The following is a 21367-nucleotide window of genomic DNA, read 5'->3' on the forward strand; positions in this document are numbered from 1 at the left end:
TTTTGATAAGGTGATCATATGAAGAAAAAAGATCTTACACAAATATTCAAAAAAACAGATAAAAAAAATTATTATTACTATGATCGTGACTACCCTGTCATTGCCTGTCTATATAGAAGAAAACTTGCTTTGATGTTAAGCATTACTATTAATCAGCAGGTTAAAGACTATCTTGATAAGCTTTATATCACAAGTCCATTTGTAACAAGAACCTATACAGATCATAATGAATGCGGTATTATTCTTAATTATAGAAAAATGACTAGTGATGTTTTAAAAAAGCTCATTGAAGATCTTCAGCTTTTTTTAAAACAGGAGAATATTAAGAATGTCTGTCATATATCAGGAAATATTGGTGATGTAAAGGTAGCTTTAATGGATGATCAAATAGAAATTGTTTCTTTAGAAACATTTAATGATCAAAAAGATTGCCCCGTAACTCATAAGAGTCATCATCTCGCCTTATTCGGAAGTATTCTATTCTGTATTCTTCCTTTATTAATATGGATATTCTTGCATGATTTTGGTCTTATTATTACCTTAGATGGTTTCTTATTTGGGATTATGAGTTATTATGGCTATAAGAAATTCAGTCCTTATATTAATTATCTATCAGTATTATTTATCACTATGGTTTCAGTTATGATGCTGATTATTGCACAAATATTTGTGATTCCTTTAGAGATCATGGATGTATTCTCTTATTCAATGAAAATTAATATTACCTATTTTCAGGCATTTTCCATTCTTCCTGAAATGATTACTGATTTTGAATTAATTAAGACGATGAGCGTTTACCTGGGTATTTCCATAGTCTTTATACTCATTAGTCTAATTATACTTTTGAAAAGATCGGACAAGCTTGATAATCAATATAAATTATATTGATTATCATTGATAAAATTGTTTTTTTAAGAATATTATGCTACTATTTGAAAAAGGAGGTACTATCTATGAAAACAAATATTGAATTACAGTTTGAAGGTAATGATATTTTATCAAGTGATATAGAAAAATGTGTTAAAGAAGATATAAAATCAAGAGGCATTAAACTCCAGACGATAGATAGTCTTGATATTTATTATAAACCTCGTGAAAATGATATTTACTATGTTGCAGTTGATAAAGATGGAAAGGTATTTGGAACCAATAATACGCCTTTACATTTATAGGATAGAAGCAATAGAATTAAGCAGAATATTGAATCACTTTTTAGTGAAAGATGTTCTTCTTAATTTTTTTTATTGAAGAATTTAAGCGAAAGGAGCTAATCGTGAGAAACTATGACAAAATAACCGCCTTGTATGAAAGGCTGAGCCGAGATGATGGACTACAAGGCGAGAGGAATTCTATCATTAATCAAAAGAAAAATCTCGAGAAAATTTTATTCCTTTAAGTATTTTATCGTAAAATTCTTTAAATAGGTATGGCATAATTATTATTTTAGTTAAAGTAAAATATAGTGATCTAAAAGCAAATATGATAATATTATTATAAAGTTAGATTAAAAAGAGGACAAAAAATGAAAAATAAATTTGGAATATATGTAATGATAGGATTAATTTTTATATTATTTTTGTTTACAGTTTTTTATAGAGCTTATTCAGTATTGTCTTATGATTATCTTGGAATTTATACATATATATTTTTGTCTATAGAAGTTTTAGCTTATTTTGTCTTTGCCTATATTATATTTACAAGAGTCCTTTTCAGTTTAAAATTCCACAGCAAAGGAGGAACGATTTATTTTTTTGAAGGAGATAAATTATATACTTCAAATCATTTACGACCTATTGAGACAGACAAAATAGAAGCTGTTACAATTAAATCGACATCTAAATATAGAGGTAATCGTGCTTATAAGGTATCTATAAAATTAAAAGACAGATTTTTCAGCTATACTTTTGGAATCGGACATATCTCAAGAAGTAAAGAGCAAAAACTATATGACAATTTTATAAAAGAATTAAAAAAATATCGGATTGATTATGAAATGATGAATTACAAATAATATTGTGACACTTAAAATAAACTAAGTTTAGTATAAACAGGAACATTTACCGGCATTGGAGATGAACCGTTTTTTGTGTTTTCCTTAGTTAGACAATTTCCTAATGAAGATGAAGAATTTTATCAAGTACATGTTAAGGTTCTATATAAACCTGATAATGAAAATATATTTAGCTATATCAGAAATTCAAAGGTCTTTGAATATGCAAAAAAAAGAATACTGTAGAGTAAAAATATGGTGTGATGAAATTGAAATAAAATAAAATGATAAGCAAGAAAGGGATAAATTATGGAATTAGATTTTTTACAAGATGAACCAAAACTTATTTTGACATATCCTCATAAGTCTAAATTTAATATGATAGGCTATTTATCTCTGATATCTTCATTTTTTATTATTATTTCGATACTGAATTATCTTAAAAGTTATGGAAGTGATTTTGCAGATAAATTTATTATTGCAACAGTGTTGGTTTGCATTCCAATCCTTATTTTTTTTATGGGATATTATCTCTTCATAAATGCAGTGAAATTAGAACTTTATGAAAATAATGTTGTTAAATATTATAGCTATGGAAGCAGAGGGCATAGTGTACTGCTTTTTAAATTTAAACTCGCAGATATAGAACAAATAAAAATCAAAAAACGCCCGTTTAATTGTTCAAAGCTGACCATAAAAATCAAGAATCCTGTTTTTTACGGTTTCCATGAGAAGAAACTAAATAAGCTGATAAATGCAAGTATCATCACGGATAGAAAAAAATTGGAATTTTTTATGCAACAGATGGAACAATTCCAAGTACTGCAAAAGGCTGATATAGAAAAAATGACTTAAAAATTAGAGGTTGTGAATGGGGTGAGTTCATTTGAAAGAGTATATTGCAAGTTTAGAAAAAGAATTCTCTTTGAGAGAAAATGGTTTTAAAGAGGAAGAGAAAAGAGCCTTAATCGATTATAAATCTAATGATAATGAATATATAAGAAAATTAGCATTTTTAGCATTTAAATCTAATACCTATCAAGTTAGAATGTACGGTGTATTTCTTTTTGGATACTTATCAGAACAAGATGATATTTTAGCATTTATGAGAGATGAAGTTTCCAAAGATGATAATTGGAGAGTTCAGGAAGTATTAGCAAAGGCATTTGATGAATTTTGCAAGAAAATAGGTTATGAAAATGCCCTTCCTATTATTGATGAATGGTTAAAAAGTAGTAATCCTAATACAAGGAGAGCAGTTACAGAGGGACTTAGAATATGGACAAGTAGACCATATTTCAAAGATAATCCGAATGAAGCTATCAGACGAATTGCTGCATTAAAAGAAGATACGAGTGAATATGTTAGAAAATCGGTAGGGAATGCTTTAAGAGATATTAGTAAAAAATTTCCAGAGTTAATTAAAGCTGAACTCTGCAACTGGAAGTTGGAAAGCAAAGAAATAAATCAAGTGCACAAAGTGGCAAGTAAACTTATTAAATAACTTATAAAAAAACAATAAGATAACAACTTACAAAACAGTAAATCAAAAAAGCTTTACTGCTTTTTCTTTGTCTAAAGGAGGAAAGGAGATTAACTATTAGGAATCAAGTACTTTTTTAGTTGATTCAAATAATGAAAACTATCCAATCTTATTTGACTCAAAATCTGTATTGTTGTTCATTTTAATGAAAAGGTAATTGAAATAATGGAAGATAAATTAAAACGGATAATACTGCGAGAAACAGAGAAATAAAAATGATTAGAAAGTCCCTGATAGAGATTGTTACAGGTGCTTCTAGTCTTTATTTTATTATAAGATATGTTATAATCAGAAAGCAAAGGAGGTCTTGTATGAAAAAGCAGCTACCCTTAATACTTATGTGTCTATTCTTTCTATCAGGATGTACATTAAATAAAACAAATAGTGATAGAATGATGGTCATGGATAAGAATAATCTTTATGCATTGGCAGATACAAATGGAAAGAAATATACAGACTATACCTATAAAGATTATCAGAGAGTAAATGAAGCAGGCTATATAGTAACCAATACTGATAATAAGCAGGGATTCATTAATGATAAAGGAAAGAATATTATTCAAGCGGGTATGTATTCTTATTTAAATGGCTCATATGCTTTGATAACTGCTAGCAGTTTCCGGAAACAGTCTTTTACGTTTAAGGAAACACAAGTCATTTTAAAAGAAGAGAATACCAAGCAATTGGAATTAAATGATCAGCAGCAAGCAGCCTATTCTTCCAGCAATACTAAGGCTGTAACAGTTGATAAAGATGGTAAAGTAACAGCTGTAGGCAAAGGAACAGCTATTATTAAAGCAAGTAGGGAAGGATATTATACTTCTTGTCAAATTACTGTAGAACCTTTAAAACCGATATTAAATAAAACTGAATTAAATTTATATGTGAATGATGAAAGTGATTTAAATATTAGTGATAAAGGGAATAGAGAAGTTAAATGGTCTGTTAGTGATCAGAATATTGTATCGGTAGAGAATGGAAAAGTAAAAGCATTACAAAAAGGAAGTACTGATATTATTGTTTCAGTTGGGAATGATACATTAAAATGTCATGTTACCGTCAATGAAAAGAAAGTTTCTTTTAATAAGAAGCGTTTAACTTTATTAACTGATGATAGTGAAACGATAGTTATTAATAATAAAAGAGAAGATGCTAATATTAAATGGTCATCCAGTCATAATGATGTTGCCAGTGTTGATCAACAAGGTAGAATTACCGGCTTAAAGCCCGGTACATCAACCATTTCTGCTTCTTTAATGTCTCAGACATTAAAATGTCAGGTAACCGTAGAAAAAAGAGTTTTGTCATTAAGTGATCAAAAACTGACTCTTTATAAAGATGATAAAAAAACCTTGAAGATTAATCATATCAAGGCGAACAGTCAGGTTACATGGTCTTCATCAAATAATAAGGTGATAAGTGTCAATCAAGGTACTATTGAAGCATTACAGACAGGAACAGCAGTTATAACTGCTGTTGTAGATGATCAGACATTGACTTGTCAGGTGACTGTAAAGGAAAAAAAGATCTCTTTAAACAAAGAAGATTTATTACTTATGGAAAAAGATACATTTTCATTATCGCTTCAAAATAGTCATGATGATATTCAGTGGTCATCAAGTCATGAAAAGATTGCTTCTGTAGATAATAAAGGTGTAGTAACAGCTTTATCTGCCGGTGATACTGTGATAAGTGCTAAAGCAAATCATAAGATCTATAAATGTTATTTGAGTGTTAAAGAGAGAACTTATGGCTTATCTTCTTATAAGATGATTTTAACAGAAGATGATCAGACAAATCTTTCTGTTAAAAATAGAATAGAGGGAATAAATATTCAATATGAAAGTATGAATCCTGATATTGTAAGTATTGATAATAATGGTCAGATGAAAGCTTTAAAAAAGGGAACCGCATATATTAAAGTAACGGTAGAAAACAATGTTTATCGCTGTAAAGTAAAAGTTAAGAGGAAAATCATGAAACTGAGTAGTGAAAATCTTTCTATTTATACCGGTGAACATGCTTCTATAAAACTTGAAAATGCCGGTAATAGAGAAATAAGTTGGCAGAGTCAGAATAAGACTGTTGCAGATGTAAAGAATGGAACTATTAATGGAGTAAGTAGTGGAAAGACAGTTATTATTGCCAGTATAGGAGATAGAGAATATTATTGTAATGTTATTGTTGAGGACAAGAAAGTTGTTTTATCTGATACAGCACTTACTTTAACGAAAGGACAGACACATCAGTTAAAAGCAGATAACACCTACAACAAGACTGTTGTTTATTCATCACTTGATGAAAGAGTTGCCTCTGTTGATGAGAAGGGTCTTATTAAAGCAAATTCTTCCGGGAAGACAGAAATACAGGTTACTGTTGGAAAGAAAGTTTATATCTGTTATCTTACAGTTAAAAGGGATCGGAATAAAATTATTCATACGAGAAATAATCCGGTTTATAGAAAAGGTGTTATTATCTATAAGAATAATGGAAAAGTGTTTAAGAAAGCCGGTGATAATGTAGGTATTAAGCTTACTTCATTACCTGTTATAATAGAAAAAGGTATTTCTTATGTTTATTATGATCAAGATACAGTTCTTTATAAAGGAACAGATGAAGTTTGCGATGTTCTTGTCAGCAAGGATAGTAAACAGGTTGCTTTAGTCTTTGCTGATCATATTCAAGCTTATTATATGGATGGAAGAAAATATTCTGAATTATCTATTAAAACGGAAGGTAATTATCAGATGATGACTTCTAATGATAGATATATTGTCTTGTATGATAAAGAAAATCAAAATCTTGTTTATTTTGATTTAGAGAAGAAAAAATCTATTTCTATTGAAGCATCTATTACGCATGCTTCTATCACTGATAACCATATCTTACTGACAAATGGCGATGCACATATGATCTTTGATGATTATCTTCATTTAGTTACTGTTAATTCTTATTATAGAGATGCTTCTTTATATATTGAAAGAAATGAAAATGTTGTTTATGGACCTCATTATATTGTTAGTAAAGGGAAAAGAATACCATTAAAAGATATTCAGCTTTATCCGGATATTGCTTACTTACATGCTGAAGTTTTCCCGGGATATATAAAGAATAAAGGTTTTGCTTATTATAATATAGAAGGAAAGAAAGCTTTTGATAAGATATATTTAGAAGCAGATGCTTTTGATGAAAATCAAAGAGCTATTGTTTTAAATAAGAATAAAACATATAGTTTGATAGATACTCATGGAGAAGAGATTATTAAAGGTGATATCGGACAGATAAAATATCTTGGCAATCAGTATTATGCCGTTTTTGATAAGTCAGGTATTTTTAAAGTTTATGATAAGGATGGGAAACAAGTATTAGATAATACTTTTACTGATTTAAATCAAAATTCTATGATAAAATATCATGATAAGATTTATTTGACCTTAAATAAAAATGGAAGATCTTACTTATATGATATGTCTTCTTATAAAGTGATCTTTGATATTGAAGGCACGATAGAATTAAAAGATGGTTATTTTAGAGCAAATTTGGTAAATTATACAATGAATGGAGAAAAGATAAAATAATGAGAAATACAATGTTAACACTTATTAGTATGCTTTTAAGTTTGGTAATGATCCTATTTTTAATGCAGGTCTTCTTTTTTGAACTATCAAGAAACAGGGCTAAGCAGACAAATAATAGTGCATTCTTTATGCAGCTTGATAAGCCTTATAGCTATACTCGTACAGGTATGATAGCTTTTTTATGTGGATTAGTTTATTTATTTAATGGAAAAAATGAAGTTTCAGGGCTTACTTGGTTTGCTTATCTATTTGCATTTATTGCTTTAGGTGTCATTTCAGATGCGATTGTTCAGTTTCTGATTTTAAGATATGGTAAAATCAGATGTAAAAAAGAGATAGAAAATACAAGAGAAATTTTAAGTGAACTTGATGCTTTATCAGTAAGTAGAGAAGATGATGACCGGTTTGAGCTTTCTTTTCCTTCTTATGATGAAATCTCTATTACTAAGAAGTATTTAAAGCCTACGGATCATATGGCTTTTCTATCTATTGATAAAGGAGAATTTGTAAAAAAATTTAAAGATTACCCTGCTTTAACATATGATGTTGAGCCTTATGCTGAAATATCAGAAGTACAAGATAATCTAGGTGATTTACCTGTTCGTGTCACAACATTGACACCAAGCAATCAAATGCCTTTTAAAGATGATCGTATTGATTTAGTTATGAATCAGTATTCTAATTATGATAAGAATGAAGTAGCACGTGTATTAAGACCGGGAGGTTATTTTATAGTTAATCAGAATGGTACAGAGAATCTGAAAGAATTTCTTTCTTTATATATGCCTCTTTCTTTAACCGGTATATGGGATGTAACAAGCTGCCAGAATACTTTATCTGATGCAGGATTTAAAATAGAAGAATCACATGAAGACTTTGGTTTTATTCGGTTTAGAAATCTTAATCAGATTCGTACTTATTTTAAAACAGCGGCTCCTGAAGTTGCCGGTGATGTTAAGAAATTTGTTAATTTCTATACAAAAGCATTTAATGAAATTAAAGAAAATGGTTTCTTTAAGATGACAACTTATCGATTCATTGTAGTTGCCAGAAACAAGTGAGAATAGAAAATAAACTCTATTCAAGCTTGTTTTTTCTGTTTTACAAGTGAAAGCGTTTAAAAAATTAAGGCTAAAGTATGGAAATGTATAAGAATTGTGCTATAATGTTTTTATATTTAAGGAGGAAAGACTAATGGAAAAATATTCTTTTGTAGTAGCTGACCCGGTTGGCTTACATGCAAGACCTGCAACAATTTTAGTTAATCAGGCAAGTAAATTTGCTAGTAACATCAAGCTTATTTACAATGGTAAAGAAGTTAATTTAAAGTCAATTATGGGTGTTATGTCTTTAGGTGTTCCAACTAAAGCGGAAGTAGAAATTACTGCTGAAGGTGAAGATGAAAAAGACGCTATTGCTTCAATTGAAAAAGTTGTTCTTGAACAGAAAGTTGCAGAATAATAAGAATATCAAAGGGGAGGAATCTCCTTTTTTTATTAGGAGAAACAAATGAGTAAGAGTATTAAAACAAATGCATTAAGATTATTAGATAGAGATCATATTTTTTATAAGATTATAGAATATCAATATGATGAGGATCATTTATCAGGAAGTCATATTATTAATCAGGTAGATATGAAAGCTGAAGATATCTATAAAACACTGGTACTGGTAAGTGATAAAAAAGAATATCTGGTTTGTTGTATACCGGTTTTAAAAATAATAGATTTAAAGAAATTGGCTTTACTATCTCATCATAAGAAGGTTGAAATGATACCAATGAAAGATCTATTAAAGATAACAGGATATATGAGAGGAGGATGCAGTCCGATAGGAATGAAAAAGAAATTTCCTATCTATTTTGATTCATCTATTCTTAAAGATCGTCCTATTGCCTTAAGTGCCGGAAAAAGAGGCTATCAGATGGTTGTTAGTGCATTGGAGATTCTTGACTATGTAGAAGGAATATGTGGTGAGGTCACTAGAAATGAAGAAGATTAGATATAGCATATTGTCATTTCTATCTATTGTTCTTAGATTTATAGCAGGAATTAAGGAAAGTGATTATGGAGATGATCAGTCTTTTAACAATCAAGCTTAAAGAGCTTATTGATCAGAATAGTATGGGAGATATTCATTATATTGAATTAAAAGTGGAATTTCCCGGACGATTTAATAAAGATCACTGTAAAGCAAGGAGGAGCAGTATATGGCAGTGCCTCCTATACTTTAGAATACTTAATGTATTTGTTTGATGATCCTCAAATGGATATTCCGTGAGTATGTTTAAAGTCTTCATCAAGTGTTGATGAAATATGTAATTTTAATATTAAAATAAACAATCATATACTTGTTTCTTCTACAATTTCAATGAATGTTTCATTAAAAATGAAGCTGTTTTCTAGGGGGAAAAAGGTTATAGTATTATATCTGATTATTGGAAAGCGGATCATTTAGAAATGCATTATCTTAATCATCAGGAGATTATTCATAGTCCTTATAAAAGTGAATTTGTTTATGTGATTAATCATTATTATAGTCCTGTAATGACCGGAAATAAAATATTAAAGACAGTAGAACCGGTAGATACTCTGATAAAATCATAGGAAGAATAAAATTATAAAAGACTGATTTTTTGTATCATTATAGAAAAAAATTTGATATACTTTTAGGTAAGAGGTGACATATATGGATTATAAACAGAATTATGAAAAATGGTTAAATTTTGAGGGATTAGATAAATCTCTTAAAACTGAATTAATGAGTATGGACGAAAGTACCAAAGAAGATGCTTTTTATAAAAACATTGAATTTGGTACTGCCGGAATGCGTGGACTTCTTGGTGCCGGAACAAATAGATTAAATATCTATATGATCAGGAAAGCCAATGTCGGTTATGCTAAATGGATTTTACAGCAACCTGATGGAGCAAATAGAGGAGTTGCTATTTCGTATGATAACAGGCATATGTCTTATATCTTTGCGAATGAATCAGCTAAAGTATTAGCAGGATTTGGTATTAAGACTTATCTGATGGAATGCTTAAAGCCTACTCCTGAATTATCATTTGCAGTTAGATATTTTAAATGTGCAGGTGGTATTATGATCACTGCTTCTCATAATCCTGCTGAATATAATGGCTATAAAGTTTATGATGATACCGGCTGTCAGCTTATTCCTGAATGGGCTGATCAGGTAACACAATATGTTAATGAAGTGGAGAATGAATTAGAAGTAAAAGTGCCTAGTGATGATGAGGCTTATGATTATATTAACTGGGTAGGAGAAGAAGTGGACAGAGCTTATTATGATGCTGTAAAGACTTGTGAAATCAATTCAGGCTTAGATAAAAAAGATTTTAAGATCGTTTATTCTCCTCAGCATGGTGCTGACAATTGGCCTGTTCGTATTGTTTTAAAAGAATTGGGATATGATGTTATACCGGTATTATCTCAATGTGCACCTGATCCTGATTATACAAATACTTTATCACCAAATCCGGAAGTTGATTCTTCATATATTGAATCAATTAAATTAGCTAAGAAAACAGATGCGGATGTTATTGCGATTACTGATCCTGATGGAGATAGATTAGGTGTTGTAGCTAAACATAATGGTGAATATGTATTAATGTCCGGTAATCAGAGTGCTGCTGTATATCTTGAATATATTTTATCTCAGTTAAAAGCACAAGGTAAACTTCCTGATAATGCTGTTATGTATAATACAATTGTTACATCTGACTTAGGTGAACTGGTGGCAAGAAGCTATGGTGTGGATGTTGAAAAGACTTTAACAGGATTTAAGTTTATCGGTGATAAGATTAGAAAATATGAGAAAACAGGAGAAAAACAGTTTATCTTCGGTTATGAAGAATCTTATGGCTGTGTTGTTAAAGACTTTGTCAGAGATAAAGATGCAGTACAGGCTGTTTTATTAGCCGCTGAATGTGGTAATTATTATAAGAAACAGGGAAAAGACTTGATTGATGTATTAAATGATTTATATGCAAAACATGGAACATTTAAGGAATCTCAGATTGCTTTATCTAAGACTGGTGTAGAAGGAGCAAAGAGAATTGCTGAAATCATGGATAATTTAAGAAAAGATGCACCATCATCTATTGGCGGTTTTAAAGTAACTTTAGCTGAGGATTATGGAAACAGTACAAGAAGTGATGGAACTGTTATTGATCTTCCACAATCTAATGTATTAAAGTATTACTTAGAAGATGGTAGCTGGATTGCAGCAAGACCATCAGGAACAGAACCAAAGTGTAAGTTCTATTTCTCAATCAAAGGTAATGATGCTAAAGATGCAGCTGATAAAACAGAAGTATTCCAGAAAGATATGATGAAAATTATCGGTGAATAATATAAGCTAATAAATAACACTGCTTTAATCTTAAAGCAGTGTTATTCCGTTTATAGTCACCTAAATATAAGGAGAATGGAACTTGAGTATTATTACGATTAAAAATGAAATGCCTGTATTAGTGTTTGAAAAGAATTATTGAAAATAAAGGGGGAGGTACCTTATGTTTAAAGTATCAGTAAAAGGTATCATTAAGAAGAATGGCAAGTGTTTATTAAGAAAAAATGAGAGATCAGAATATGAGCTATTAGGTGGCAAATTAGAATATACAGATAGTTCTTTAAATGATAGAGTAGTGCAAGAATTTAAAGAAGAATCAGGTATGAGTATTAAAGTCAATAAAATAAAAGAACCATGGTTTTATATAATAGGAAATAAAGCTAATTTAATAATTCCTATTGATTGTGATATATTATTTATGCCTCATACATTATATGATCAGGATGGCGGGATTCTGGAATGGATAAATATGGAAGATGTTAAGACTTTAGATATGCCATCCGGCTATAAAGATTCAATAATAGGCCATATACCTAGCCTCTCTTTTACTCATACCGTTAGTAATAAGACATTTCAAGATCATATGTTTAGGATATTTGTGGATGTAGAAACTCGGAATGGACTGATTTCTAATGAATTAAATGATAGTTTAGAAATGAGAGTATATTTAATGAATTTAGGTATCAAATCAGTGATATTTAAAACTGTTGATTATTTTAATCATGATATTCATATTATTTATGAAGAGATAAGTTTATAATGGTATTAATTCAAAAATAAAAAAGAAGTAGGTTAAAATGATCATCTTATAGCATAATGAGGATATATGAAATATGCATCTCTATGAAGTAGATATTTATATAAACACATAATATTGGAGTTATTAATTAATACTTATCTTACTTATAGACTAAAACTGTCAGTTTTCTTTTTTGATTAATCATATCAAATTTTTATTTATGAATATATATTTTCTTAAATGGGGTATTCTTTTAAGTCTATCTTTGGTATACTTATTGCGGTGAGAAAAATGAAATTAAAAACAGTAAAGAAATATATGTCTTTAGAAAAGTCTGTTCTTATCATATTAAGTATTATAGCTTGTGTTTTATACTTTATAAAAATAAAAGCAGCTGTTTATATGGTCTGTGGATTAATGATTATTTCAATAGGTATATATTTTGTGATGGCTTTAAGTTTTTGGAGATGCCCACATTGTCATCGTTATCTGCCTTTAAAGAATACAAGTGATTTAACAGTCTGTCCGGAATGTCAGAGAAGGCTATTTGAAAAAGAGGATTAAATATTTTAATCCTTTTTATGTAAAATAAAAAGTGGACATATGTCCACTAGCTTCTCCGTGTAATTGCTCTTCTTAAGATAGGAATATCAAGCCACCTTGTAGAGAACTTATAATTATGCTGTGAAAAAACAAAAGTCATCTCATTATGATAATTAAAATCTACTTTTTTCATCTTACGATAATCAATAGCTAAACGACCAACCATCATATGCTTTTTACCTATTAATACAATATTAGCAAGCTGCATAGAAAATAATAATGTATATAAAGTTGGTAATACTATCCCATTTAACCAGACTAACACGTCATTGTTTTTTAAGCCATTAATAAACATATAAACACCTAAGCCAATCATAACAAAGTAAAGTACTGTTATCACAATATAGAAGATTTTACCTTTTAAAGAAAAACAAAATATCAATGTTTTATCTTTCTTTTTTTCTCGTATTAAAGTTACAAGAATATTGAGAATTGTATAAGTGAGATATATAAACATAATACCTAATATAAAAGCAAATACTATTCCAAATGTTTTTTTCATCACAATCTTCCTTTCGATAAACAATATTATACAATGAAATAAGTCAGTTGACTAGTATTGAATTTTAAAGTTATTACCCATTACTTTATCGGTAAGGTTCTTGAAATGTTCTTTAGTAACCGTAATATTCTTATAACCATTTAAAGTATGTTTTTTTGCAAGAGCTTCTGTATAATCTTTTAAAGCATAAGGCTGAATATGACAAAGATTGCTGAATGGTTTCTTATGACCGGATTCCATATGGTTTACAATAGGAATAAAAGAAATATTCTTAATAGAACATTTATTTCCTTGCTTGTTAAAAGAACATGAGAGCATCCCGCCAAGTGAAGTACTTAAAGTATTCTGGCAAGAAATAAAATTACCAAGAGAATAAGCAATAAGAGTACGATGACCATTTGTATTGGTCTGATATTCCATTTTTTGAATAACATGAGGATGAGCACCAATCACAAGATCAACATCCAGACTGGTAAATAACCCGCTATATTCTTTTTGCATAGAATTAATCTGATGATGATATTCAGTACCCCAGTGTGCACTAACAACTACAAAATCAGCTTGTTTTTTTGCTTCTTTTACTTCTTTAGTGATAAGTTCTTTATCAAACAGCTTAACTGCACCATACGGAGAACGTCCATTAAGACCATAAGTATAAGATAAAAAAGCAATTTTAATACCTTTTTTATTAATCACAGGAATATGATTATATGCTTCTTTATTTTCATAGACACCAATATAAGTAAGCTTATCAGCATGTTTTTTAAAGACTTCAATAGAGTGTTTTAAGCCGGCAAGTCCCATGTCCATAGAATGATTATTACAACCATTGACAACATCAAAGCCGGTATCAGCAAGAGCATCAGCCATTGAATTAGGAGTATTAAAGTTAGGATAGTTTTTTGGCTTGCCTCCTCCTAATACTGTCTCCTGATTAATAAAAGATAAATCTGCAGCTTTAATATAAGGTTTAACCTGTTTATAAGCATAATTAAAATTATACTTTCCATCACCTGAGACACCTTCATTTTTATCTGCTTCACGATAAATAGGCGAATGAATAAGATTATCTCCCACCGCAATAAAAGAAACTTCTGATGTCTCCTCCTTTTTCTTAATCACAGGAGTTTCTTTTGGCTTTGTAAGATTGAGATAGGACATAAAAGCAATTGCAATTACAAGTATAAGTATTATTATTTTTTTCATAGATTTATTATAGCATAAATAATTATATAATTGTATAATTGCTAAAAAAGAGGGTAAAATATGTTTCAAGAAGAGAAAAGAATAGAATTATGTGATTGTGATTATAAAGGAAAAGTAAGAAATGAATATTTTTTTATTAGATTCGGGGAAATTGCTACCTACGATGCCTATAAAACAAATATTTATAATCAGAATATGTTGATGCATTATGGTTGGGTCGTTTCTAAGCAAACTTTAAAGCTTGCTCAGCCAATTTATTATGATGATCTGATTACTTTAACAACACATATTAGAAAACCGTCACATGTTATTTTTCCCAGGTATTATGAGATAAAAAAAGAGAATCATATTATTGGCGAATGTGCCAGTATATGGACACTAATGGATTTAGAAAAAAGAAAGATTATAAAACCTATGCAGGCAGGTATTCAAGTACCTGATAGTATACCTATGGAATTTGAACCGGAAACACTCTTTCCATTAGATGATGTAGAATATGTAAAGTCTCATCAGGTTCTATATAGTGATGTTGATATTAATGGGCACTTTAATAATACCAGATATATAAGATTAGCATGTGACCTTATTCCTTTTCCATTATTTAATGATCATTTTATTAGTAAGATATCTATTAATTATAAAAAAGAGCTTCCTCCGCAATCTTTTTTAGATTTATATATGTGTAGGGATCATGATTTCTTTCATATTGAAGGAAAGTATGATCAGGAAGTATGCTTTATTACAGAAATGAGGATTACAAAGATATGAATAAAATAGAAGCAGTTATATTTGATATGGATGGTGTTATAGTTGACAGCAGCTGGTATTGGATAGAAGTATTATCAAATATTATTAAAGATCATGGTGATACTATTACAGATCAGGATAAAAACAACATTACCGGATGCAGTGATGATTATGAATTAGAAATATTATCTCATTATATTAAAAAGAATAAAGAAGAGCTTAGACAGATACGTACAGATTATATCAATGATCATCCTATTCAATATGATCATCATATAAAACCGGGTATTTATGAATTATTAAATTATTTAAAAGAAAAAGGTATTCTTATTAGTTTAGCTTCCTCATCCCCATTAAAAGATATTCATAGAATGATTAAAGAGCTTCATCTAGAAGAATATTTTAAGGTCATTATGTCCGGTGAATTGGTAAAAAAAGCAAAACCGGATCCTCAGATATACCTAGATACAGTAAGATTGTTAAATATTCCAAAAGCGAATATTCTGGTTGTAGAGGATTCTATTTATGGCATTCAATCAGCAATGAATGCAGGATTAGAGGTATTAGTCTTAAAAACACCGGAATATGACTTTGATAATCAGATTTATCATATTTTTGATACCCATTTTGATATTATTAAAGAGATTGCAAAGATAAATAAATATCGGTAATATCTTTACTGATATTTTCTTTTTTGATATTGTAACTTATTGACTATATATTATATTAGAAAGGATTGATTAATAGGATGGAAAAGAAAAGATATGATGGTTTGGATCTAATGAAAGCAATCGCCATTTTGATGGTTATTTCTTTGCATATACCACTATGGCATATTAATTTCATAGAGCATAGATCCATTACTAGAATGTTTCAATATGGGGGAAGGCTTCTTTCAGAGGGAGTTCCTATTTTTGTTACTATTAATGGATTTCTTATGTTAAGGAAATCATCTTTTGATTTAGATAAGCATCTAAAGAAATGTGCAAAATTATTTGGTATATTCTTATTTTGGGCAGTTGTTTATACGATTGTTGGAATTAGTGTAAGAAATGCATGGTCATCAACCGGTATCTCTGATTTTTTTGTCTATATTTTTGAAACAGGAGGAAAAAGTACCTATACAGGGGGATTATGGTTTCTGCAATGGCTCTTTGGCGTATATCTGATTTTTCCTATTTTATGGTATGTTTATAAGAATGATTTTCGTTTGTTTCAATACTTTTTTATAATGCTTTTTATTGTCAATATTGGGCTTAATACATTAGATTTATTAGGAAATATTATTTATATTTATGATGATGCACCTTCTTATTTTGAAATGATTCAAATGATTAAAAGATTTGCTTTTATAAGAGAACCATATATTCTATTCTTTTGTTTTGGAGGAATGGTTTATCATTATTATGATGAGATTATCAAAAGAAAGAAACTTATTATTATAACAGGTATTTTAGCATGGCTGACAGCCTGGGGATATGGTTTATTTATAAGTTTTCATGATTTAAAAGTCTATAATCAGACTTTTAATTACGGGACTATCTGTACTTTTTTTATCATGTTAGGATGGTTTGCGATTACCTCGGATTTTAAGGCTGATAGTAATGTTGCATCCAAGCTTTTAGTTTATATTGGTAAAAATACTTTTGTATTCTATATCTATCATAAGTTGCTGGTGAATGTAATCAAAGCACTACGTCCGGAACTGATGATCAATCATCGTTTTATTATTTATGGCATAACTATTATTTTTTGTCTGATGATGACATGGATTGTAAATAAAGTATCGGTGCTTTCAAAATTAACAGCACTATAATAAAAAAGAGGAGGGACAATTTGTCCCTCCTCTTAATCTTCTTTTTTATGAGCTTCAATGACTCTCTTTTCTAAAGTTTTATCCATATATTCATAATCCAAGAATTTTTGATCATAATAGCCCTGTCCTTGAGTAATAGAACGTAAATCGACCGCATATTTCATAATTTCTACCTGAGGTGCTTCAGCAGTTATTTTCATTAATCCGTCATTAAGTATTTCCTGTCCGATAACACGTGAACGATGCTTATTGAAATAACTCATGATATCACCTAAATAAGTTTCTTCACAGTATGTATGAATAGTAACATATGGTTCTAATAATACAGGCTTAGCTTTTACAAGTGCTTCTTTGAAACACATAATAGTAGCTGTTTTAAAAGCTTGTTCGCTCGAATCTACTGAATGATAGCTTCCATCTAAAAGAGTCGCTTTTAATCCCAGTACAGGGTATGAAGCCAAAACACCATGTTTTGTAGCTTCGATTAATCCTTTTTCTACAGCCGGGAAATAGCTTTTAGGAACTGCGCCTCCAAAAACCTGTTCTTCAAAGATATAAGGCTTTGAATAATCATGAGATGGTTCAAATTTAATCTCTACATCTCCATATTGTCCATGACCGCCTGATTGTTTCTTATATTTTGTTCTATGAGTGACTTCTCCCTGAATAGTTTCACGATAAGGAATAATGATTTCTTCTAAGGCAACATCAATTTTAAACTTATTCTTTAATCTGGATACTACAGAAGATAAATGAATATCACCGATACCATATAAACATTGCTGTCCTGTTTCAGCATTTGTTTCAAATCTTAATGTTGGATCCTCTTCTAATAAACGTCCCAAAGCTTCTGAAATTTTCTCTTCATTAGCTTTTCCAACCGGCTTAATAGCCTGTCCATAATAAGACTGACTAAACTTAATCGGATCAATAGTTATTGGATAATTAGGAACAGATAAGACATCATTTGTACGTGTATCATCAAGTTTCATGACTGCTCCAATATCACCGGCATGTAAAACGGACACTTCATCCAATGATTTACCAAATATAGTATAAAGCTTACTTGGATGCTCTTCACGTCCATTACGGCGATTTATTAAAGACATATTAGCTGATAAATGACCTGTTAATACTTTAAAGATAGATATATGACCTACAAAAGGGTCAGCAATTGTCTTAAAGACAAACAGGCTTGCAGGAAGATCTTCATTAAAGCCAATAATATCTTCATCACCGCTTTGAGTATTATAAGCAATATAAGAATTATAAGTATCACCGGCAGCCGGGAAGAAAGAAACAATAGAATTTAATAAAATACTAATACCTATTGTATCTGTACCACATAAAACAGGAATTAAAGAATGACTCATAACACCTTGTCTTAATGCCAGTGATATTTCTTCTTTAGTAAAAGGCTCTTCAGCTAAATATTTTTCTAATAACTCATCACTTGTATTGGCTACAGCTTCATCAATCATATCCTTTACAGGTTTAATTTCATTCATCATATCTTCAGGAATAGGACATGGATGAGTCATACCATCCTTAAATAAACGTCCTTCCATTTTAGCCACATTAACATAGCCAATCATTTTTGTGCCTTCCATCATCGGCACCTGAATAGGTGCAATGACACGACCATAAGTTTCTTGCAGTTCTTTCAGTTTTTCATGATAGCTATTATTTGGATAATCAATATTGTTAATATAGATTATCCGTGCTTTATCATGTGCTTTATACATAGCTTGTTTTGTTCCGGTTGTTAATCCTTTTGTAGCCGGAACAACAATGACGGCACTTTCAGAAACATGCAAAGCAGCTTCTGTTTCACCCTGAAAATCAAATGCGCCGGGTGTATCCAGAAGATTTATCTTAATATTATTCCATTCTAGAGGAATAACAGTAAGAGAAATGGAAGATTGTCTCCTGATTTCTTCATCATCATAGTCGGAAATAGTATTTCCGTCCTTAACATTTCCTACACGGCTTATCCTTCCACAGCGATAAGCCATAGCTTCAATGACGCTGGTTTTCCCGCTTCCAGAGTGTCCGAGGACTGCGACATTGCCTAATTCAGTAGAGTGATAGTCTCTCATATAATCACGCTCCTTTATTTAAAAAAGACTTCATGATGCTATTTTATCACATATTAAAACAAAAGAAAACGCTACCATTAAAATTTAATATCATTTATGGAAACTTAATAATAATATTCTGATAAAGAAATATTTTATAAAATAATAATAAAAAAGCAGCTGCTGCAGGAAAGAATAACGGATTATATCAGCATTCTTTAAAGTAGAATCTTAAAATAAGTTTCTTTTTTGATTAATTAAATGGTAAATAGATAATAATAGAATTAAGTTAAAATAGATGGCTCTAATATCAGCGATAAATTATTAAAAAATATAATAGACTTTGAGTTATTATCATTTTTATGTAGGAGAATCAGATGAATAATAATATAGTTTATTCAGGTGACTGTAAATGAAAAATATAGATATTATATATAAAAATCAGGTTCTGGCCTAATGAGGCTTTGAGGTAATAATAAACTGTATTTATGGATTAAAAGTCTCTATCAGGCAGGATAGAAAAAATGGGATTTGTTGGCGGATATCCCTATGAATGGTATATATTTATTGAGAATTTAACCGATGAAAGAAAAAAGCATATTATAGATATTAATGTCTTATTTTTTGATATGGACAAATATCAGTTCAATGATTAAAATTTATATAGATTAAAAATAAAGGAGAATATAGAAATGGGACTTATGGATTTAGCTAAAAAAGCTTTTTTGGGAGCTACTGATGAGGAAAACAGAAAGAATAAAGCAAGAATGAGAGAAATATTTAATAACTGTGTTCCTAATGGTGATGAATATAAATTGATTTATTGTCATATGGAAAACTTTACTAATGCTGTTGTTGTTAAGATTACAAAACATAGTAATTTTATTGTAGGGTACAAAGAAGGGGAAGTTGTGGTTATTCCTGTTGATTCGGATTTAACGGGATATGGTGAGGCATTTATATTTAATAAAGAGAATGGAAGTTCTATTAAATCTTCACTGGGATATTGTATGGCAGGTAACTCGGAAATTTCATTTCAGTTTGTACCGGTCACGTATGAGCCCGGTATAGCTAAAGGAGCGAAATATTCGGTAGCTATTACTCAATCCGGTTCTGAAGTTTCAGAATTTAAGAAATTCTTCAAAAAAGGCTTATAAGAGAGGAAAACTAAAGTGTATCTGAATAGTCATAAATATCCGGCCATTAAATATGAGAAGGGTGAAGAGATTTTCTTATCTCCGGAGGAGACAAATTGGTCTTTCTATTTTGATGTTGAAGAAGAACTGACTTCAGATGATAAGGCGATGGGGATTGTAGCTTCAATGATAGATGAAATAGATATATTATTAAAAACAGCTAAAGACTGTTTAAAAAAGATACTGGCAGACAAGAAAAATAAATATTACGAGACTGTTTTATATTTTATGGAGTTTCATAGAGATGGAATAGAATCTGATATTGCAGTAAGATTATTTGATATAGACAAGCCATCTGCTATTTCATTTATAGAAATGGCGGATTTCTTACAAATCAGACGTTTTGGCAGTCTTGTTGACAGTGAATCACAGCGGCAGATTTTTGTTATGGATTTAAGTTTTAATCCGGAGCTGACAGATGAACTGATGGTTATTTATTTCGATTTAGAGAAGCAGATAACTGCTATAGCACATGAAAGCTGATTTAAATAAAACAATACCTAACTTGTAGGAGAGAAAACATGAATATGCTATCTGTTATAAGATGCTTTATTAAAGGACAGATAGTATATAATACTGTTATTTATACATATATAGATGTTAAAAAAATATCATAGTCGGGATATTATTTAGTGATATGTTGATAATGCCGGAAGCCGGCAAGTGGCTGCACAGTTTTCAGCTTATTGAATGATGATTAGAATTTATGGAGGTAAAAGGATGATGCTATTAAAAATACTTGCTGTTGGACTTGGATTGACTTCTTCAGTATTTGGCTATCTTATTTTCTTTCAAAAAAAGTATTCATTAATAAATGGCTTTGAGGAGGATTTTAAGTCAGGAAGAAAAGATGAGAATTATGCAAGACGTGTGGGGATTATAGAGTTTGTTTTAGGTATTTCAATCTTGATTGCAGGAATGGCCTTGGTAATATTCGACTGATAAGAGTCTTCCTGCAAAAAGGAAAATTATTATGAATATTAGACGGGTAAAGA

Annotated in this window: 25 protein-coding genes and 1 pseudogene; 23 read left to right on the forward strand and 3 right to left on the reverse strand. The window is 29.9% G+C overall.

Going from position 1 to position 21367, the window contains the following annotated elements; genetic code table 11:
* The first annotated feature begins 18 nt into the window (after window positions 1-18).
* From HMPREF9943_RS05455 to HMPREF9943_RS05520, 16 genes and pseudogenes are all read left to right on the forward strand, one after another.
* Window positions 19-888: a hypothetical protein gene (locus tag HMPREF9943_RS05455; RefSeq protein WP_004802866.1), complete on the forward strand. Its 870-nt coding sequence runs from the start codon at window positions 19-21 to the stop codon at window positions 886-888.
* A 44-nt stretch (window positions 889-932) separates the two neighbouring features.
* Window positions 933-1172 (forward strand): DUF6465 family protein, encoded by a 240-nt coding sequence (locus HMPREF9943_RS05460; protein ID WP_423901112.1) that lies wholly within the window; start codon window positions 933-935, stop codon window positions 1170-1172.
* A gap of 98 nt (window positions 1173-1270) precedes the next feature.
* Window positions 1271-1378 (forward strand): annotated as a pseudogene (locus tag HMPREF9943_RS10495) (recombinase family protein); the annotation flags it as partial.
* A gap of 144 nt (window positions 1379-1522) precedes the next feature.
* On the forward strand, window positions 1523-2011 hold the full coding sequence (locus tag HMPREF9943_RS05465) for a hypothetical protein (protein ID WP_004802869.1): 489 nt from the start codon (window positions 1523-1525) through the stop codon (window positions 2009-2011).
* A gap of 288 nt (window positions 2012-2299) precedes the next feature.
* Entirely contained in the window at window positions 2300-2845 is a 546-nt protein-coding gene (locus tag HMPREF9943_RS05475; protein WP_004802872.1) for a hypothetical protein, read from the forward strand.
* A 31-nt stretch (window positions 2846-2876) separates the two neighbouring features.
* A complete protein-coding gene (locus HMPREF9943_RS05480; protein ID WP_004802874.1) occupies window positions 2877-3494 on the forward strand; it encodes a DNA alkylation repair protein in 618 nt (205 codons plus the stop codon).
* A gap of 168 nt (window positions 3495-3662) precedes the next feature.
* Window positions 3663-3746 (forward strand): hypothetical protein, encoded by an 84-nt coding sequence (locus HMPREF9943_RS10500; protein WP_482156156.1) that lies wholly within the window; start codon window positions 3663-3665, stop codon window positions 3744-3746.
* 98 nt (window positions 3747-3844) lie between these two features.
* The gene (locus HMPREF9943_RS05485; protein WP_004802876.1) at window positions 3845-7111 is read left to right on the forward strand and encodes an Ig-like domain-containing protein; all 3267 of its coding nucleotides are present in this window, start codon (window positions 3845-3847) and stop codon (window positions 7109-7111) included.
* Between the two features lie 11 nt (window positions 7112-7122).
* Window positions 7123-8172, forward strand: a complete 1050-nt coding sequence (locus tag HMPREF9943_RS05490) for a class I SAM-dependent methyltransferase (RefSeq protein ID WP_004802878.1) — start codon at window positions 7123-7125, stop codon at window positions 8170-8172.
* A 133-nt stretch (window positions 8173-8305) separates the two neighbouring features.
* Window positions 8306-8572 (forward strand): phosphocarrier protein HPr, encoded by a 267-nt coding sequence (locus tag HMPREF9943_RS05495; RefSeq protein ID WP_004802879.1) that lies wholly within the window; start codon window positions 8306-8308, stop codon window positions 8570-8572.
* A gap of 48 nt (window positions 8573-8620) precedes the next feature.
* Window positions 8621-9112, forward strand: a complete 492-nt coding sequence (ybaK, locus tag HMPREF9943_RS05500) for a Cys-tRNA(Pro) deacylase (RefSeq protein ID WP_004802881.1) — start codon at window positions 8621-8623, stop codon at window positions 9110-9112.
* A 65-nt stretch (window positions 9113-9177) separates the two neighbouring features.
* Entirely contained in the window at window positions 9178-9366 is a 189-nt protein-coding gene (locus HMPREF9943_RS10285; RefSeq protein ID WP_004802885.1) for a hypothetical protein, read from the forward strand.
* A gap of 204 nt (window positions 9367-9570) precedes the next feature.
* Window positions 9571-9717 carry a hypothetical protein gene (locus HMPREF9943_RS10290; RefSeq protein ID WP_004802888.1) on the forward strand — a complete coding sequence of 49 codons (147 nt, stop codon included), beginning with the start codon at window positions 9571-9573 and terminating at the stop codon, window positions 9715-9717.
* A gap of 82 nt (window positions 9718-9799) precedes the next feature.
* Window positions 9800-11485 (forward strand): phospho-sugar mutase, encoded by a 1686-nt coding sequence (locus HMPREF9943_RS05510; RefSeq protein WP_004802889.1) that lies wholly within the window; start codon window positions 9800-9802, stop codon window positions 11483-11485.
* A gap of 163 nt (window positions 11486-11648) precedes the next feature.
* On the forward strand, window positions 11649-12245 hold the full coding sequence (locus tag HMPREF9943_RS09705; RefSeq protein ID WP_004802891.1) for an NUDIX hydrolase: 597 nt from the start codon (window positions 11649-11651) through the stop codon (window positions 12243-12245).
* Window positions 12246-12515: 270 nt separating this feature from the next.
* Window positions 12516-12788 (forward strand): hypothetical protein, encoded by a 273-nt coding sequence (locus tag HMPREF9943_RS05520; protein ID WP_026624068.1) that lies wholly within the window; start codon window positions 12516-12518, stop codon window positions 12786-12788.
* A gap of 46 nt (window positions 12789-12834) precedes the next feature.
* Here HMPREF9943_RS05520 and HMPREF9943_RS05525 read toward each other — a convergent pair whose 3' ends face one another.
* Together HMPREF9943_RS05525 and HMPREF9943_RS05530 are read right to left on the reverse strand one after the other, a co-directional pair.
* The gene (locus HMPREF9943_RS05525; protein WP_004802895.1) at window positions 12835-13329 is read right to left on the reverse strand and encodes a hypothetical protein; all 495 of its coding nucleotides are present in this window, start codon (window positions 13327-13329) and stop codon (window positions 12835-12837) included.
* Window positions 13330-13380: 51 nt separating this feature from the next.
* Window positions 13381-14535: a CapA family protein gene (locus HMPREF9943_RS05530; RefSeq protein WP_004802897.1), complete on the reverse strand. Its 1155-nt coding sequence runs from the start codon at window positions 14533-14535 to the stop codon at window positions 13381-13383.
* Between the two features lie 60 nt (window positions 14536-14595).
* Here HMPREF9943_RS05530 and HMPREF9943_RS05535 point away from each other — a divergent pair, with 60 nt between their 5' ends.
* The 3 genes from HMPREF9943_RS05535 to HMPREF9943_RS05545 all read left to right on the forward strand — a co-directional run bounded on the left by HMPREF9943_RS05535 (window position 14596) and on the right by HMPREF9943_RS05545 (window position 17098).
* Window positions 14596-15303 carry an acyl-[acyl-carrier-protein] thioesterase gene (locus HMPREF9943_RS05535; protein ID WP_004802899.1) on the forward strand — a complete coding sequence of 236 codons (708 nt, stop codon included), beginning with the start codon at window positions 14596-14598 and terminating at the stop codon, window positions 15301-15303.
* A complete protein-coding gene (locus HMPREF9943_RS05540) occupies window positions 15300-15953 on the forward strand; it encodes an HAD family hydrolase (RefSeq protein WP_004802902.1) in 654 nt (217 codons plus the stop codon). Before HMPREF9943_RS05535 ends, HMPREF9943_RS05540 begins: the two co-directional genes overlap by 4 nt.
* 77 nt (window positions 15954-16030) lie before the next feature.
* On the forward strand, window positions 16031-17098 hold the full coding sequence (locus tag HMPREF9943_RS05545; protein ID WP_004802904.1) for an acyltransferase: 1068 nt from the start codon (window positions 16031-16033) through the stop codon (window positions 17096-17098).
* A gap of 32 nt (window positions 17099-17130) precedes the next feature.
* Here the strand turns inward: HMPREF9943_RS05545 and HMPREF9943_RS05550 are convergent, their stop codons facing one another.
* Window positions 17131-19197, reverse strand: a complete 2067-nt coding sequence (locus HMPREF9943_RS05550; RefSeq protein ID WP_004802906.1) for an elongation factor G — start codon at window positions 19195-19197, stop codon at window positions 17131-17133.
* Window positions 19198-19700: 503 nt separating this feature from the next.
* On the opposite strand from HMPREF9943_RS05550, the gene HMPREF9943_RS10360 reads away from it, so the two are divergent.
* The 4 genes from HMPREF9943_RS10360 to HMPREF9943_RS05570 all read left to right on the forward strand — a co-directional run bounded on the left by HMPREF9943_RS10360 (window position 19701) and on the right by HMPREF9943_RS05570 (window position 21314).
* A complete protein-coding gene (locus tag HMPREF9943_RS10360; RefSeq protein ID WP_004802907.1) occupies window positions 19701-19832 on the forward strand; it encodes a hypothetical protein in 132 nt (43 codons plus the stop codon).
* A 36-nt stretch (window positions 19833-19868) separates the two neighbouring features.
* Window positions 19869-20333 (forward strand): hypothetical protein, encoded by a 465-nt coding sequence (locus tag HMPREF9943_RS05560; RefSeq protein WP_004802909.1) that lies wholly within the window; start codon window positions 19869-19871, stop codon window positions 20331-20333.
* Between the two features lie 15 nt (window positions 20334-20348).
* The gene (locus tag HMPREF9943_RS05565; protein ID WP_004802910.1) at window positions 20349-20855 is read left to right on the forward strand and encodes a DUF2004 domain-containing protein; all 507 of its coding nucleotides are present in this window, start codon (window positions 20349-20351) and stop codon (window positions 20853-20855) included.
* A 237-nt stretch (window positions 20856-21092) separates the two neighbouring features.
* Entirely contained in the window at window positions 21093-21314 is a 222-nt protein-coding gene (locus HMPREF9943_RS05570) for a DUF3784 domain-containing protein (protein ID WP_004802912.1), read from the forward strand.
* The last annotated feature ends 53 nt before the right edge of the window (window positions 21315-21367 follow it).

The organism is Eggerthia catenaformis OT 569 = DSM 20559 (assembly GCF_000340375.1).
In the GTDB taxonomy this organism is placed as follows: Bacteria; Bacillota_I; Bacilli_A; order Erysipelotrichales; family Coprobacillaceae; genus Eggerthia; species Eggerthia catenaformis.

Excerpts from the sequence above, each read along its gene's own strand:
- HMPREF9943_RS10285 (WP_004802885.1), top strand. The coding sequence starts at position 9,178 with ATGGAGATGATCAGTCTTTTAACAATCAAGCTTAAAGAGCTTATTGAT.
- HMPREF9943_RS05560 (WP_004802909.1), top strand. The coding sequence starts at position 19,869 with ATGGGACTTATGGATTTAGCTAAAAAAGCTTTTTTGGGAGCTACTGAT.
- HMPREF9943_RS05475 (WP_004802872.1), top strand. The coding sequence starts at position 2,300 with ATGGAATTAGATTTTTTACAAGATGAACCAAAACTTATTTTGACATAT.
- ybaK (WP_004802881.1), top strand. The coding sequence starts at position 8,621 with ATGAGTAAGAGTATTAAAACAAATGCATTAAGATTATTAGATAGAGAT.
- HMPREF9943_RS05495 (WP_004802879.1), top strand. The coding sequence starts at position 8,306 with ATGGAAAAATATTCTTTTGTAGTAGCTGACCCGGTTGGCTTACATGCA.
- HMPREF9943_RS10360 (WP_004802907.1), top strand. The coding sequence starts at position 19,701 with ATGGGATTTGTTGGCGGATATCCCTATGAATGGTATATATTTATTGAG.
- HMPREF9943_RS10290 (WP_004802888.1), top strand. The coding sequence starts at position 9,571 with ATGCATTATCTTAATCATCAGGAGATTATTCATAGTCCTTATAAAAGT.
- HMPREF9943_RS05540 (WP_004802902.1), top strand. The coding sequence starts at position 15,300 with ATGAATAAAATAGAAGCAGTTATATTTGATATGGATGGTGTTATAGTT.
- HMPREF9943_RS05530 (WP_004802897.1), bottom strand. The coding sequence starts at position 14,535 with ATGAAAAAAATAATAATACTTATACTTGTAATTGCAATTGCTTTTATG.
- HMPREF9943_RS05525 (WP_004802895.1), bottom strand. The coding sequence starts at position 13,329 with ATGAAAAAAACATTTGGAATAGTATTTGCTTTTATATTAGGTATTATG.
- HMPREF9943_RS05550 (WP_004802906.1), bottom strand. The coding sequence starts at position 19,197 with ATGAGAGACTATCACTCTACTGAATTAGGCAATGTCGCAGTCCTCGGA.
- HMPREF9943_RS05455 (WP_004802866.1), top strand. The coding sequence starts at position 19 with ATGAAGAAAAAAGATCTTACACAAATATTCAAAAAAACAGATAAAAAA.
- HMPREF9943_RS05570 (WP_004802912.1), top strand. The coding sequence starts at position 21,093 with ATGATGCTATTAAAAATACTTGCTGTTGGACTTGGATTGACTTCTTCA.
- HMPREF9943_RS05510 (WP_004802889.1), top strand. The coding sequence starts at position 9,800 with ATGGATTATAAACAGAATTATGAAAAATGGTTAAATTTTGAGGGATTA.
- HMPREF9943_RS05535 (WP_004802899.1), top strand. The coding sequence starts at position 14,596 with ATGTTTCAAGAAGAGAAAAGAATAGAATTATGTGATTGTGATTATAAA.
- HMPREF9943_RS09705 (WP_004802891.1), top strand. The coding sequence starts at position 11,649 with ATGTTTAAAGTATCAGTAAAAGGTATCATTAAGAAGAATGGCAAGTGT.
- HMPREF9943_RS05485 (WP_004802876.1), top strand. The coding sequence starts at position 3,845 with ATGAAAAAGCAGCTACCCTTAATACTTATGTGTCTATTCTTTCTATCA.
- HMPREF9943_RS05465 (WP_004802869.1), top strand. The coding sequence starts at position 1,523 with ATGAAAAATAAATTTGGAATATATGTAATGATAGGATTAATTTTTATA.
- HMPREF9943_RS05520 (WP_026624068.1), top strand. The coding sequence starts at position 12,516 with ATGAAATTAAAAACAGTAAAGAAATATATGTCTTTAGAAAAGTCTGTT.
- HMPREF9943_RS05490 (WP_004802878.1), top strand. The coding sequence starts at position 7,123 with ATGTTAACACTTATTAGTATGCTTTTAAGTTTGGTAATGATCCTATTT.
- HMPREF9943_RS05545 (WP_004802904.1), top strand. The coding sequence starts at position 16,031 with ATGGAAAAGAAAAGATATGATGGTTTGGATCTAATGAAAGCAATCGCC.